Below are 16,023 nucleotides of genomic sequence, written 5' to 3' on the forward strand. Positions count from 1 at the left end.
CGGAATTTCTTTAATCCACCTTATACATATCACAATATTACTTATTTTATAATTTACTAAGTTAGTGCACTCATATATCCATATTTTAATTTATGCTGTACTTATATTTAATTTTGAAATACTTTTACTCATATAATTCTTCTGCAAGTCTTTTTAATATATCCGTGTCTAATATTTCATAGTAATGCTCATCTTTTTTAATAGCATTCCTCTTACAAAGTGTATTTAAAGTTCTTAATAAATGCCTGTAGCTTGTACCTAGCAGTTCAGAAATCTCTGCAAAATTACCTTCAAAAATGATATGCTTCTTTTCTTCGCTCTCATCACAAAAGGTAGTAGCTAGTATATAACTAGCTAACCTATTCTCTAATGGATATAGTAGATTTATAGAGCTATACTTACTAAGCCTAGTAAGCTTTTCTCCTAAACACTCACATACAAATCTTAAGAATTTAGAATCATCAAGCACAAGATTCCTGATTTTTTCTAGTGGTATCCCTATACAGTAAGTCTCATCTATAGCTTGAACATTTGAATTAGCATTTTCAAGATGCATAAATTCAACATCCCCCAGTATCTTGAAAGGTCTATAAAAACATAATAATAGTGACTTTCCATTACTTAATGATGTATAAACTTTAGCCTTACCCTCAACAAAGAAAAATAGGTAATCAAGCTTCTCATCTGCCTTACATATATGTTCATTCTTATTAAAAAGAAAGAGTTCCATATGGGGCTTCATATCTATACTAAATATTTCATTTATATTATATTTTGAAATGTAATGATTTAATCTTTCCTTGTCTAATATTTTCTCCAATTATGCATTTCCCCTTATTACTTGTTTAATAAAATTAGCTTTACCTTAAATTATCGATAAACCAAGTCAGAGCTAGGTTTACACGCCGGGGTATATTAGCAATTCCTCTGCACTATAAATACTAATATATCTCTATGTATAAGTCTAAGATGAAATTGGTTTATCTATACAGATAACCAAATAAGAAAGTTGACTTATTCGGAGAGACATAATACCAATTTGAGGATAGATTTAAATATTTTTTAGTAGTCTTAGCGAAGGATTTATGAAAGACTTAGAATCTTAGATTGTCTGAGCGTCAGCGAGTTATCGAAGATTCTTAGTTTTTCGTAAATCCTGAGCTTTAGATTTCTTAAAAGTATTTGACCTACTGAAAATTGGTATTATGTCTCGGAGGATAAGTCGACTTTCGGCATTGCTTATCTATATAAATGACTAAGTAATTTTATTATACCACAGATTAATATGACATATGTCATACTCATAATAAGTGTATTTATGTTAACTTTATATTAGACATTTTATCTAATAACCTATCTGCTCAAAAGCTGTATCCTGAGTATTTATGTCATTAGATTTATCATTTAGAAATCAGATAAGGTTTTAACCTCATCTGAGTTAAGTTTAAATTTATATGGAGGTAGTATATGTATAAATTATTTTCTGGATTGATTGGAGTTTTAATTACAGTTATGCTTGCTATTAATGGAATATTATCTAAGAGTATAGGTAATTATTCATCAACTGTAATAATACATTTAGTAGGACTTGTAGGTATAGTTTTTCTTTTAATTATTAGCAAGGTGAAAATCAAACTGCATAAAGGTATTCCCATATATCTTTATAGTGCTGGAGCAATCGGAGTTTTTACAGTGTTATTTAGTAATATAAGCTTTAATTATCTCGGAGCATCTTTAACATTAACTTTAGGATTATTAGGTCAATCCTTTGCTTCAATAGTCATAGATCATTATGGACTGCTAGGAATGAAAGTTACTAAATTTAAAAAAGAAAAATTTTTAGGATTTGTCATAATAACTATAGGCATAGTTATTATGACAGTATATTAAAGGAGGATTATTTATGTTGATAGCTATAGTAATATCAATTGCTGCTGGTGTTTCAATTGTAGTAGCAAGAATTGTAAATTCAAATTTATCAGATAGAATTGGTTTGTTAGAAGGAACATTTTTTAATTACGTTGTAGGCCTATTCTTCTCATCTATTTTTTTACTGTTAAGCGGTGAACTTTTGAAAATGTCACCTTGGATTTTAAAATCAGCGCCTATTTGGACTTATTTAGGTGGTATAGTGGGTGTTGTAGTCGTGGCTTCCTCAAATTTTGTTACACCCAAAATATCAGCCTTCTACTTAACATTAATAATTTTTATTGGACAACTCTTTTCAGGAGTAGTAATTGACTATTTTACTATAGGTCAAGTTTCATCCGGTAAATTTGTTGGCGGCTTACTAGTACTCTTAGGGCTAACCTATAACCTATTCATTGATAAACAGAGTTCTTGGCATCAGATGGAGTTTTAACTCCAACTGATGCTTAGAAATCGTTATCCAGGGACGTAGCCGCTCTAATACTCCCCCTTAGATAAGGGGGAGTATTAGAGCCGTCAGTCGCTGGATAGATTTTAATAACAAACTGTTGCTCTTATAATCTTTGCTTCTTTATCTCCCATACTATTTATGCTGAGTTCACAGCCATCTTCGTTTCCTAACCTTGTAACATAAATTAAATCCCCTTCATTAACCTCAAATTCTTTATCTCCTGTACTTACTTTGACAATGCCTTCTACTACATAAAAAACATCTGTAACCATCTTTGACTCTCCATAACTCCCATCTAATAGTATCTTAGCACTATATGCATCATTAAGAGCTAGAGCCTGTACCTTTCCAGTGCAATCTTTATTCATCATCAAATTAAAATCTGTTACCCTACCAAAGCTTTTAGTTTCCCAATCCCCCATAAAACTGTCCTGTTGAAATGGATTTAATACCACCTTATGATGCCCTTTATGCTCAAGTGTTAGCTTTCCATCTATAATCATAATAATTCTTGAGATGTTCGGTAGATATGTAAATATTGATTCCTCTACTTCAACCTTTGCAGAACTAATCCTCCACTTGAAATTCCTGTCACTATACTTTGCGTCCTTTGGATATATTAAAAGTTCTGTAGTAGTTCCCCCTGACCACTCACTTATACTAAACTCCTCTTTTCTTATTACATTAATCATAGTCTCCATAAAACCCACTCCTTAATATCATTAAACTTTTTTTCAATAGCATAAAATTCATATAGATACACAAATTAGAAAGTAGACTTATTTGAAGAGACATAATACCAATTTGAGGATAGATTTAAATGTTTTTTTAGTAGTCTTAGCGAAGGATTTATGAAAGACTTAGAATCTTAGATTGTCTGAGTGCAGCGAGTTTTCGAAGATTCTTAGTTTTTCATAAATCCTGAGCTTTAGACTACCTAAAAACATTTAACGTGCCGAAAATTGGTATTATGTCTCGGAGGATAAGTCTACTTTCGGTGTTTCTTATATATATTATACTGCCTTCCATACAGTTTGTGGAGATTTAACATATAAATTCCAAACTGTATTTGATATAATCATAATAAAGCTCTTAATATTATTTGAAGAAAAAACAAGGGGGATAAAATGTTAGAAACAAACTATAAACCTATAAGCAAATCGTTTTGGCAAGGAAGAATTGATAGTGAAAGTAACTTTGATGCTTTTAGATGGCATCAATGGATTAAAAGTATTGATTTAAGAGAAAATAACTTGCTTCCCTTCACAGGAAAGCTAGGATTCGCTCTCATTGGTTTTTGTTGTGATGAAGGTGTTAAAAGAAATAAAGGTAGAGCTGGAGCCGCTAATGGTCCTGAGAGCATTAGAAGAGAATTAGCTAACCTTCCATGTACTTTTACACAAGATGTAAAACTTTTTGATGCAGGAAACATATTTTGTGAAAATATAACCTTAGAAGAAAGTCAGCGCCTACTTTCTGAAGCAGTTTCAAAAATTTTAAGCTTAAATCTTTTCCCAATAGTTTTAGGTGGTGGGCATGAGACCGCTTTTGGAAACTATAATGGTATATTAAATCATTTATCTAAGGATACTGACACCCCAAGCATTGGTATAATAAACTTCGATGCCCATTTAGACATTAGACCTTATCCTAATGGTGGGAATTCAGGAACAATGTTTAGACAGATATCCGATATTTGCAAAGAACGTAATCTAAAATACTCTTATTTATGCATAGGAGCACAAAAACATAGCAACACTGTAGATTTATTTAAAACTGCTGATAGACTTGGAGCAGAGTATGTTTTTGCGAAAGATATTATGAATAATGATGGCTGGAGCATACTAGAAAATTTAGATAGTTTCATCAGACTACAAGATCATATTTATGTAACCATATGCTCTGATGTATTTATCTCTTCCTTCGCACCTGGCGTAAGTGCACCTCAACCTTTAGGACTAGATCCTGAAAAAGTATTAAATCTTCTTAAATATATTCTAAAATCCAAAAAAACTATAAGCTTTGATATAGCTGAGGTTTCACCAAGGTTCGACCAGGATAATAATACTTCAAATTTAGCTGCTGTAATAATCTTTTCAGTAATTAATACTATATGTCAAATTCATAACTTAGCTGTTTTAATATAGAATAAGCCCCATCCCATATAAAAGTCTATGGGATGGGGCTTGTTTTCTAATAAGTATACTCGAAGTTTTCTTTTACATTAAAGAAATCTGAATAATCTATCTCAAATATTGGCTTTTTAACCTTTGACATATCTATTTTTTCTCTAATTAATTGAGTTAGCACTCCTGCATAGGATAAATCTCCTTGAATTATAGCTCCATATATTTGTCCCTCTTTATGTATTATTTTCTTATAGTTTTTACCACTTATTTCAATCTCTTCACTATAAGTTTCATCTGGAGCTGATATAGTTCCAAGTGACATTGTAGCTAGACCTAGGAAATTCATTGTGTTTTTACTTCCGAAAAAGTCAGTCATTAGGACATCATTTCCTACCATATTATTAGCCGCTATAATTCCTTCTTTAACTGCTGTTGGCCAAATTGGATTTCTTCCAGTTACATCTCCTGAACCATAAACGTCTTTAACATTTGTTTGTCCTCTTTCATCAATGATAAGTCCAAATCTATCAGTTTCTACTCCGCTTTCATTTAAGAAAGCAACATTTGATCTAACACCAGTAGCTACAATCACTAACTCACAAGGTATTTTTTCTCCAGTGTTTATTAATAATTCAACCGGATTGCCTTTATCATCAATTATAAGCTTTTCTGCTTTAACACCAAACTTTAGGTTTACTCCCTTTTCCCTAAACAAATCTTCGTATTGATTAGCCGCATATTTATCTAACTGAAGTCCTAAAATCCTATCGTTCATTTCCACTAAGCTAATGTTTAAACCATAATCTATAAGTCCAGAGATTGCGTCAATTCCTATAAGTCCTGCACCTAGCACAACTACATTTCTTATATTCTTTGCAATTTCTTTTATCTTTACTGCATCTTCTAAGTTTCTTAGTCCAAATACATTATTTGCTTCTCTTAAATTTTCAATCGGAGGTATAAAAGAACTGGCTCCACTTGCAATAAGTACCTTATCATATTTTAAACTTTCACCATTAGAAAGTTCTAAGATATGCTTATCTGCCTCTAATTTGGTTACTTCTACTCCTTTTATCCACTTTATATTATACTTTTCAAAATAGTCTTTTTCTGTGAAATTTAGTGCCTCCACATCTCTGTGGTTACTAATGTAATGATGCAATATACATCTTGAATACACATATTCATCTTTTGATACCAATATTATTTCTGCATCCTTATCAAGTTCTCTTAAGGCTTTTGCTCCATTCATACCTGAAGCTGATGCACCTATTACAACATAAACCATTAGCTTTCCACCTCCCCTAAAGTAATAGCAGCCATTGGACATTTTTCTACACACTGAGGGCTTCCACTTTCTGTATCTTTACACATGTCACACTTCATAATTTCTGTATGTGTTCGACTATCAGCCTTTAGTACTCCATATGGACACGCCATTATACACATAAAGCAGCTTGCGCAACGAGATTTATCATATTCAACAAATCCAGTTTCAGGATTTTTTTTCATTGCACCAGACATACAAGTATATGCGCATTCTGGTCTGTCACAATGTCTACAAAATATAGGAGCAGGTTTTCCGTCACTGCTTAGAACTATTCTACTTCGATTATCTACAGATTCATGGGAAACAATACAAGCAGTAGTACAGGTAAGACATCCTATACATTTACTTCTATCTATTTTTATTCTTTTCATAGTAATCCCCCCCTAAGTTTTTTAAATCTTTTCAATGTTAACTGATACGCACTTATATGAAGGTTCTTTAGCGTAAGTGTCAAATATAGATGGTGTTAAGGAATTTGTTTCAACATAATGCATTGGTGCATAGAATTGTTCCTTATCTACGCTATCACTTAATCTAACTGTGAACTTACTCTTATGACCATTTACAGATGAAATCATTACTTGTTCATTTTCTTCTATTCCTAATTCTTTTGCTAGTTTTGGATTTATAATGATATAGGCATCTTTTAAAGAAACCTTTTCCACAAGTTCAATTTCTCTAGTTCTTGTCTGAGTGTGCCATTGACCAACAGTTCCTCTTCCTGTGTTTAATATGTATGGGAATTCTTTTGTCTTGGTGTTTGTGTTCTCAGCCACGTCCTCATATACAAATCTTACTTTTTTACTCTCTGTAAAGTACTTGTTATCTTCAAGTAGTCTTCTTTGATTTTCTTCTAGCTTGTCTCCTTCTTTGAATGGCCACTGAATTCCCTTAGAGTTTACTAGCATTTCATATTCCACTCCAGTAATATCACATGGCATACCTTTACTAAATCTCTTTATTAATTCAAAAGCATGTCTTGGTGTTTTCCACTTCTCTAAGTAATCCCCCATTCCTAAGGCTTTACCTATTCCAAGGAATATCTCGTAATCACTTAATTCTCCCTCAGCTTTTTGAAGTACAGGAGTTACTGCGGATAAACGTCTTTCTGTATTAATTAAAAATCCTTCTTTTTTTATTGCTGGTACGGAAGGTAAAAATAAATCACTTAACTCTGAAGTATCAGTATCTTCATATAAGTCTTGAACAACAAGAAACTCTAGATTTTTAGCTGCTTTTTCAAATTCCTTATTATTTGTCCATGAGTGTCTTGGATTTGTTGCAATTACCCAAAGAGCCTTAATCTCTCCACTATTTACTCTATCTATTATTTCATTGTATGGTATTGTTGGTTTTGTTGGCAGCATTTCTTCGTTAATACCTAATATATCACTAACTGCATCTCTATGAGCTTTATTGTTATAGTCTCTTCCACCATATAATGCTGTAGTGTTGCTATACATTCTTGATCCCATAGCATTACATTGTCCAGTTAATGAGTTTGCTCCTGTTCCTTCTCTGCCTATGTTTCCAGTCATAATCGCAAGGTTTATTATCGCTTGAGCAGTTCTAACCGCTTGATAGCCTTGATTTACTCCCATAGTCCACCAGAAAGAAACTTTCTCGCCCTTATGGATTATTTCAGCAAGCTCTAGTACTCTTTCACTAGAAATTCCAGTTTCCTTTTCTACATTTTCTAATGTATACTTTTTAACATGCTCCTTAAATCCGTCAAAATCTTCAGTATAATTTTCTATATACTCTTTAGCAATCCAATCCTTTTGAATTAGTACATTTGCTAAAGTATATAAAAGTACTAAATCTGATTTTGGCTTAAGATTTACCCATAAATCAGCATTAACTGCTGTTTCTGATTTTCTTGGATCTATTACTATTATTTTCGCACTCTTATTCTTTCTAACACGTCCCCATGCAACAGGGTGTGCCACTACTGGATTTGCCCCAATAAATATTAAAGTATCTGAAACTTCTAAATCATTTAAAGTGTATGGTGGTGCATCAAAACCAAAACTTTGCTTGTAAGCTACGACAGAAGTACTCATACAAAGTCTTGTATTTCCATCTCCGTTAATCCCCATGTAGGTTCTGCCTACAAAACCTAGCAGTGCCATTTCCTCTGTAGTTATTTGACCAGTACTTATAAATGCCACACTTTCTTTTCCATACTTTTCTTGAATAGATTTCATCTTTGAATCAAAGGTTTGAAAAGCATTATCCCATGAAACTTCTACTTTGTTACCACTTTCATCTCTTAATAGAGGTAATCTGCTTCCTTTATACTTAGTACGTTGTTTGCCCAAATTTAGTCCTTTTATACAGCAAAAACCGTCATTAACAGGATAGCCCTTTGTAGGTACCACTTTGATTATTTCAGTATTCTCAACGTGAAAATCAAGATTACACGCTAATGCACAATAATTACAAGTCGATTGTTTTACTTCCATTTACTTTAACATCTCCATTCTTCTAAGCTAACTATTATTAAATATTTTAATTGTTATTTGATAATCAAGGTAAAGCATACTATTTTGCCTCACTCCATGATTTTTATCACATTTTCACTTCAAAGGTCTTACATTTAATTGTAATTAATACTTAACTTGCCTTATTATCTTGATAAATTTTGTTATTACTTTTCATCCTGTTAGTCACTTCATTTTTAAAAAATAGCAATCCTTCAATCGCTACAACACAAACTACAACTAAAAGACCATATTCTAGAATAAACTTCTGAATTCTAATAAACATACTGTTTGGAATGCTTAAAAGTGAAAGATTAAACTTCATTGTAAATGTATATAGCATCCCAAAGGTAAAGACTCTAGACCATTGAGTTACATCATATGCAGCTATACCTTGCATAAAACCATATTTTTTAACTCTTCTACAAGCTCTGCGTACTTCTATAATTTCTACTATTACAAACCATGTTAGCACCCAAAGCCAAACCGCAAGTATAATACTTGGCTTTATAGCACCTGAAACTGCACTTGCTAGACCTGTTATAGACATAGCTCCATGTAGTATGCAATTTGTATTCTGCCAATCCTCTTCAATAGTCCAAGAAGTATCAAATAAATATCTTTTAACAATTAATATAAAAGCGACTGCGTAAAGGACACAACCTAGTGATATCATGATTTGACTAGCCAAGGCTGGGAATGCACTTCCAAACACTGTACTTCCAAGCACCACTAAGGACTGAGTGCTGACAGTGGACAATAAAAGAACACCATGTAGTTTATTACATAGGCCATTTTTAAAAATTTTTATATAACTTTTTAGACAAATACCTATATAAAATATCCATAGAATCAGGTTAGCAAAAAATAAAAATCGTGCAAAAGCAGCTAATTGTGGTATCCTTTGATAGATAGCAATTCCACAAACAGAAGTTCCTGCTATCCATGTACCAATTGCAAAACTTTTAATTGGATTTTTTAGATGTCTGTCAGAGAATTTTTTTTGAAATACTGAATTTAAAATTGATGCACCAATAAATATCCATAGTAACAATAACATTATTGCAGCAACTTCACTTCCCTTACTTTCAATAAAGTGAATGTTTTTCATTGGGCCATTGATGAATATTCCACAAGCCATTACGATTGCACCTGCTGCTGTATCAGAAGGTGAGCTCGTAAAAAACGTTTTCTTTATTATAAGAAAACTAAAAAATAAAAAAATAATCATAACTCCTACCTTTAACATTTAAATCCTCCAAAAACTAATACAAAATTTCCTACAATATTTACTTTTTTATAAAATAATATTAATTATCTTTAATAGTCAAACTATACCATGTTATGGGATTTTATTCCGTGACTTTTATCACATTTTTTATTTTTCGAAGATTTTTAAGTCAAAAATTTGTCTTCCTCTGAGGTACAAGGTGATGATTTCAAATCATCACCTTGTGTTTACTATTTTTTTAAATCATGGTTGCTCTTACGGTTAAGGAAAATTGTTACTTAAACCATGAGGACTTATATTCGTCTATCTCCAAGCACAAAAATAGGATACAATTCAATGTATCCTATACCTTCATATTAATTTCCTAATAGTAAAGTTACCCTCCTATGCATATGATATCATATTTTCATAGTGGACGGTTTTCAGCGCACTCCAGGAGCTTCTTGTCTATACAATGTAGTCTTTTTATGCTTTGACATTGAATCTCTCCTAAAATCAGTATTACTATATTAGGCTATGGTTCTTTAAGAAAGATTGTTGCTCTGAAGTCTATAAAATCATTTATACTTTTAAAAAACTTGAATCAAGTAAGGCCTAGCCTCACCCAATTCAAGTTTCTCTCCATAATTCTAAATTTCTATTTTCACTTTTTCTTCTACTGATTTTAAAAGCTCGCCATTTATTAGAAGTTCTTCACACTTATCTAGCTCTTTATACATAACTTTATCTTCTTCAATAAAACTCACCTTTTTTCTTATTGCCTTATAAGCTTCGCTAGTCCCTTTACCTAGTGTAAGCCCGTCTCTAAAATCTATTGCCTGACAAGCAGCCATAAGTTCTGTTGCAACTACCCTTGTGGCATTATTTAATATATCAAGACTCTTTCTTGCAGCGATAGTACCCATACTCACATGGTCCTCTTGATTAGCTGAGGATGGAATAGAGTCTACCGATGCTGGATGTGCTAGTACTTTATTTTCTGAAACTAAAGAAGCCGCTGCGTATTGAGTGATCATAAAGCCTGAATTAAGCCCACCATTCTTTACTAAGAAAGGAGGTAGGTCGTTTAACTGATAGTTTATCAATCTCTCCAGTCTTCTTTCTGAAACATTTGCTAGTTCAGCCACAGCGATCCCTAGGAAATCAAAGCTCAACGCTACTGGTTGTCCATGGAAATTTCCACCAGAAATTACATCTCCATTTTCAAATACGATAGGGTTGTCTGTTACAGAATTCATCTCTATTTCTATCTTCTCTTTAACATAGTTTATTGCATCCTTACTAGCTCCATGAATTTGTGGAACACATCTTAAAGTATAAGCATCTTGTGTTCTTATCTCACCTTGATTTGTTACAAAAGAACTGCCTTCTACTAAGTTAAGCATATTTTTAGCCGTATCAATTTGCCCCTTGTGAGGTCTTACCTGATGAACTCTTGGATCGAAAGCAGTTCTTATTCCTCTTAGAGCTTCTAAAGTCATTGCTGCTGCAATATCACTAAGTTTTAAAAGATTCATACTTCTATATAAGGATACTGCCCCTACTGCAGTCATTACTTGAGTTCCGTTTATTAAAGCTAGTCCTTCCTTAGCTACAAGCTGTACTAGAGGTATTCCTGCTTTTTCCATAGCCTCTTTTCCAGACATCATAATCCCTTCAAACTCTGCTTCTCCTTCACCGATCATAGGCAATACCATATGTGAAAGAGGTGCTAGGTCACCAGAAGCTCCTAAAGAACCTTTTTCTGGTATTGCAGGATGTACCCCTTTATTAATCATATCAATAAGTGTTTCTAAAGTACTCAATCTAATTCCCGAATATCCTTTAGACAAGTTATTAGCTCTTAAAAGCATTATTGCTCTTGATATTTCTTTAGGAAAGTTATCTCCTGTGCCACAGGAATGAGATATTATTAGATTTCTTTGAAGAGTTTTGCACTGTTCACCAGATATAGTAACATCTGAAAACTTTCCAAAGCCTGTAGTTATACCATATACTATCTTATCATTATCCACTATGTTATCTACAATCTCTCTTGCCTTTTTAACTTTCTCCTTAGCTTCTTCTGTAAGGCATACTTTATAACCGTTAAAGGCAACATTAACCAAATCTTCTACGGTAAGACTATTTCCCGTTAAGTTAACAATATTCATAATTTCTCCCCCTCGATATATGTATATTCTATATCAATTTATCTTCTATAATCCCCATAATCTCTTCTTTGAACTTTTTACTTTCTTTTAGCAATTCATTGCATCTTTCCCTTAATGCCTTTTTGCGTTCTTCATCCTTCATTCCTATGATATTTATCTTTACATTCAGCACAGCTCCCTCTATAGCTGTTTGTACTAGGGAAGCAGCAACCCCAGCATCAGATACTGCATTTTTATTTCCGTATTCCACTGCAGTATAAATGTAATCATAAAGTTTATACGCTTTTTCAGCTACTTCTAACGGAATCTCTAAGGCTTCCTTGTTTCCTTGATTTATTTTTTCTTTTCTCGCCTTAATTTCTTCCTCTGTATTTTTAGGCATTCTGAAAGCTTCCATTAAAGATAAAAATGCATCTGTATCTCTTTCCATCAAACCTAGAAATTCTTCTTTGTATAATTCTACTTTCTTTAAGGACTCGTCAATATTTTCTCTAAGCTTATCCTCATACTCCATATATTCTTTTTTTCCTACAGTTAGGTTGAATACCATGCTAGCTAATGCACTAGCTAGGGAAGCAGAAAGAGCAGCAATACTCCCTCCGCCTGGTGCTGGAGATTTGGAACCAAGTTCATCAACGAAATCTTTTAAAGTTAAATGTTGTAACATTATTATATAATTCTCCCTTCTTTAACTACCATTTCACCATTCTTAATTACCATATCTATAGCATTTACCCCAAAATGATAAAGTAAATAATTTAGATTTTTTGCATTAAATATAGCTATATCTGCTTTTTTACCTTTTTCAATACTTCCTATTTCTTTTTCTCTGCTAATTGCACAAGCAGCATTTATAGTCATTGCATTTATTATTTCTTCAGGAAGCATCTTAAGTCCAAAGCATGCAAAAGTCATTGTACTTTGTAATGATTCTGTTGGAGAAGTACCTGGATTACAGTCTGTTGACAAAGCAACAGGAACCCCTTCTTCTATCATTTTTCTTGCTCTTGCAAACTTGTTGAGCATTAAATAGAATGAAGTAGTTGGTAAGAGTACCGCAACAACATTATTCTCTGCCATAGCCTTTATACCTTCATCTGAAGCTGCTACTAAATGTTCTGCAGATGTAGCCTTCATCTCCCCTGCTAATTCTGCAGCACCTACAGATTCAATTTCATCGGCATGAATTTTTAGCTTAAAACCAAGCTTAAGAGCTTCTCTAAAGATTCTTCTAGTTTCTTCTACAGTAAACACTCCTTCCTCACAGAAGGAATCAACAAACTCTGCTAAGTTATGCTCCTTAATATAAGGCATTACCTTTTCAATCATAAAATTTATATATCCATCCCTATTACCCTTAAATTCCGTAGGTATAGCATGGGCACCAAGATAAGTTGAAACTATATCTATAGGATGTTTTTCATTTAAGCTCTTATTAACTTCTAATATTTTTACTTCATTTTCAAAATCTAAGGCATATCCAGATTTACTTTCTATAGTAGTAGTCCCATGAGAAAGCATTAAGTCCAATCTTTTCTTAGTTTGCTCTTCTAATTCTTCCATAGAGGCTTCTCTTGTATTTCTTACAGAACTTAATATACCGCCTCCGGCATTAAGTATATCTATATACTTAACCTTTTGAAGCTTTAATGGCAATTCAAACTCTCTTGAACCTGCATACACAACATGAGTATGACTATCTATAAGCCCTGGAGTCACAGTTTTGCCTTGTCCATCAATCACTACTTCATGTTCATTTAAATACTTTTTGTATCCCTCGCCGCTACCAACTTCTTCTATAATGTTATCCTTTATAACGATATATCCATTTTCTAATATCCCTGCATCTTTCATATCCTCTTTTGCCTTAGGATAACTACCAGCACAGGTTACTAAACAACCTATATTTTTAATTATCATTTAACTACCTCCATAATGAATAAAAACGATTATTATTAGATAAATCAATTAGAAGTCTGACTTATACAGAGGGATATATTAATAATTCTGAAGCACATTTAAATACTTTTTTATGAGTCTTAGCGAAGGAGTTGAGAAAAGCTTAGAACTTTTAATTGTCTGAGCGTAAGCGAGTTATTAAAAGTTCTTGGCTTTTCTCAACTCCGAGCTTTAGACAAATTAAAAAGTATTTATAGTGCAGAAGAATTATTAATATATCCTGGGGTGTAAATCTAGCTTCAAATTTGTTTATCTTTATTCAAAATACTTAGAAACTGACTTTTTAACTAGCTCCTCATCTGCTAAATAAGGTATTGTTACGTGATCTGTACCTTTATTAGACTTGTTAAATTCAATTACTGTTTCTATTGAGTGTTCATTTCTTGCCCAAGAACGTCTTGAAACTCCACCCATTACATCCCAAGTCATTGCAGATTTAATTATTTCATCTATTCTATAGCTTCCATCTAGAACTAATCCAAAGCCTCCGTTTATAGATTTTCCTATACCAACACCACCACCGTTATGAAGAGCTATTAGACTCATTCCTCTAGCTGCATTTCCTGCATAGCATTGAACAGCCATATCTGCCATTACATTACTTCCGTCTTTAATATTAGATGTTTCCCTAAATGGAGAATCTGTTCCACTAACATCATGATGGTCACGTCCTAGCATTATAGGTCCAACCTCGCCTTTTCTAACCATCTCATTAAACTTAAGTGCTATATTAACTCTTCCTATAGCATCTTGATATAATATCCTTGCCTGGGTTCCAACTACCATATTATTCTTTTCTGCATCTTTTATCCAGTTGTAGTTATCCCTATCTTGATATCTTCTATTTGCATCTATGGAATCCATAGCAGCTTTATCTGTTTTAATTAAATCTTCTCTTTTTCCACTTAAGCATACCCATCTAAATGGTCCATAACCATAGTCAAATAACTGAGGCCCCATTATATCTTCCACGTATGAAGGAAAAATAAATCCATCCTTTTCATCAATTCCATTTTTAGATATTTCTTTAACACCAGCATCGTATATTGCTTTCATAAAAGAGTTACCGTAATCGAAGAAGTAAGTTCCTCTTTCTACTAGAATTTTTATCACTTCAAAATGACGTCTAAGTGTCTTATCTATTAATTTTCTAAAGGTTTCTCTATCTTCTGCAAGAAGTCTTGTTCTTTCTTCAAAAGTAATTCCGCTTGGACAATATCCACCTTCATATACATTATGACATGAAGTCTGATCTGATAATAAATCTATCTTTATATTATTGTTAACTGCATACTCAAGTAAATCTACTATATTTCCATGATAACCAATAGATATAGGCTCTTTTTTACTTACGTACTCTTTAGCAATTTCAAATACTTCTTCTAAGTTAGCTGAAATTTTATTAACCCAACCTTGATCAAATCTTGTTTTAATTCTTGATTCATCTACTTCTGCGATTATACCTACACCTCTTGCTATTTCCATAGCTTTTGGTTGAGCTCCACTCATTCCACCAAGCCCAGAGCTTACAAAAATATATCCACTTAAATCGCCATCATTAGGAATACCAAGCTTCATTCTTCCAGCATTTAGTAGTGTATTGAATGTACCATGAACTATTCCTTGAGGCCCTATATACATCCATCCTCCTGCTGTCATCTGTCCGTAATTTGCTACTCCCATCTCTTCAGCTATTTCCCAATCTTTTAGATTGTCAAACATACCAATCATCAATGCATTAGTTATTATAACTCTAGGTGCATTCGGATTAGACTTAAATAATCCAAGTGGATGACCTGATTCAATTACTAGGGTTTGATCTTGAGTCATAACTTCTAAATATTTCTTTATAAGTCTATACTGCATCCAGTTCTGACACACACTTCCTGTTTCACCATATGTAACTAACTCATAAGGATATAGTGCTACTTCAAAATCCAAATTGTTGTCTATCATAACTTGAAAAGCTTTACCTTCTACGCACTTTCCTTCATATTCATCTATAGGTTTTCCATATATTCTTCCTTCTGGTCGGAATCTATATCCATATATTCTCCCTTTAGTAGTAAGTTCCTCTAAAAACTCTGGAATTAACTCTTCGTGATATTTAGCTGGAATATATCTTAAGGCATTTTTTAATGCAATTTCTGTTTGCGCTTTAGTTAAATTAAATCCTCTATTTGGTGCCCTTCTTATTCCCTCAACGAAACTTGGCATGTCAGGTAATATTTCATCTAATTTTATTGTCATAGCCTCTCTAATATCTATATTATTAATCATCTCATATCCCCCTCATACTTTTTAATGATATATAAGATTATCTATAAACTTGCTTAATGTTCTAAAGAATTGTTAGAT

At 32.8% G+C, this 16,023-nt stretch carries 13 protein-coding genes; 3 read left to right on the forward strand and 10 right to left on the reverse strand.

Going from position 1 to position 16,023, the window contains the following annotated elements:
• Positions 1-124 precede the first annotated feature (124 nt).
• On the reverse strand, positions 125-820 hold the full coding sequence (yeiL, locus tag AC0N0V_RS15105; RefSeq protein ID WP_474458868.1) for a transcriptional regulator YeiL: 696 nt from the start codon (positions 818-820) through the stop codon (positions 125-127).
• Between the two features lie 647 nt (positions 821-1,467).
• Here yeiL and AC0N0V_RS15110 point away from each other — a divergent pair.
• The gene (locus tag AC0N0V_RS15110; protein ID WP_474458869.1) at positions 1,468-1,890 is read left to right on the forward strand and encodes a DMT family transporter; all 423 of its coding nucleotides are present in this window, start codon (positions 1,468-1,470) and stop codon (positions 1,888-1,890) included.
• A 13-nt stretch (positions 1,891-1,903) separates the two neighbouring features.
• Complete coding sequence (locus AC0N0V_RS15115) at positions 1,904-2,362, forward strand: DMT family transporter (RefSeq protein WP_474458870.1); 459 nt, start codon at positions 1,904-1,906, stop codon at positions 2,360-2,362.
• A 101-nt stretch (positions 2,363-2,463) separates the two neighbouring features.
• Here AC0N0V_RS15115 and AC0N0V_RS15120 read toward each other — a convergent pair whose 3' ends face one another.
• The gene (locus AC0N0V_RS15120) at positions 2,464-3,081 is read right to left on the reverse strand and encodes a HutD/Ves family protein (protein ID WP_474458871.1); all 618 of its coding nucleotides are present in this window, start codon (positions 3,079-3,081) and stop codon (positions 2,464-2,466) included.
• Positions 3,082-3,507: 426 nt separating this feature from the next.
• Between AC0N0V_RS15120 and hutG the strand changes: the two genes are divergently transcribed.
• Positions 3,508-4,527 (forward strand): formimidoylglutamase, encoded by a 1,020-nt coding sequence (gene hutG, locus AC0N0V_RS15125; RefSeq protein ID WP_474458872.1) that lies wholly within the window; start codon positions 3,508-3,510, stop codon positions 4,525-4,527.
• A gap of 46 nt (positions 4,528-4,573) precedes the next feature.
• Here the strand turns inward: hutG and AC0N0V_RS15130 are convergent, their stop codons facing one another.
• From AC0N0V_RS15130 to AC0N0V_RS15165, 8 genes are all read right to left on the reverse strand, one after another.
• A complete protein-coding gene (locus AC0N0V_RS15130; RefSeq protein ID WP_474458873.1) occupies positions 4,574-5,797 on the reverse strand; it encodes an NAD(P)/FAD-dependent oxidoreductase in 1,224 nt (407 codons plus the stop codon).
• Entirely contained in the window at positions 5,797-6,210 is a 414-nt protein-coding gene (locus AC0N0V_RS15135; protein WP_474458874.1) for a 4Fe-4S dicluster domain-containing protein, read from the reverse strand. The genes AC0N0V_RS15130 and AC0N0V_RS15135 overlap by 1 nt, the downstream gene beginning before the upstream one ends.
• A 21-nt stretch (positions 6,211-6,231) precedes the next feature.
• On the reverse strand, positions 6,232-8,304 hold the full coding sequence (locus tag AC0N0V_RS15140; protein ID WP_474458875.1) for a molybdopterin oxidoreductase family protein: 2,073 nt from the start codon (positions 8,302-8,304) through the stop codon (positions 6,232-6,234).
• Positions 8,305-8,455: 151 nt separating this feature from the next.
• Entirely contained in the window at positions 8,456-9,571 is a 1,116-nt protein-coding gene (locus tag AC0N0V_RS15145; protein ID WP_474458876.1) for an SLAC1 family transporter, read from the reverse strand.
• Positions 9,572-10,182: 611 nt separating this feature from the next.
• The gene (gene hutH, locus AC0N0V_RS15150) at positions 10,183-11,706 is read right to left on the reverse strand and encodes a histidine ammonia-lyase (protein ID WP_474458877.1); all 1,524 of its coding nucleotides are present in this window, start codon (positions 11,704-11,706) and stop codon (positions 10,183-10,185) included.
• 28 nt (positions 11,707-11,734) lie between these two features.
• The gene (locus AC0N0V_RS15155) at positions 11,735-12,373 is read right to left on the reverse strand and encodes a cyclodeaminase/cyclohydrolase family protein (protein ID WP_474458878.1); all 639 of its coding nucleotides are present in this window, start codon (positions 12,371-12,373) and stop codon (positions 11,735-11,737) included.
• A gap of 2 nt (positions 12,374-12,375) precedes the next feature.
• Positions 12,376-13,626 (reverse strand): imidazolonepropionase, encoded by a 1,251-nt coding sequence (gene hutI, locus AC0N0V_RS15160; protein WP_474458879.1) that lies wholly within the window; start codon positions 13,624-13,626, stop codon positions 12,376-12,378.
• A gap of 294 nt (positions 13,627-13,920) precedes the next feature.
• Positions 13,921-15,945, reverse strand: a complete 2,025-nt coding sequence (locus AC0N0V_RS15165; RefSeq protein WP_474458880.1) for a urocanate hydratase — start codon at positions 15,943-15,945, stop codon at positions 13,921-13,923.
• Positions 15,946-16,023 lie beyond the last annotated feature (78 nt).

The organism is Clostridium sp. CS1-1, from assembly GCF_056135525.1.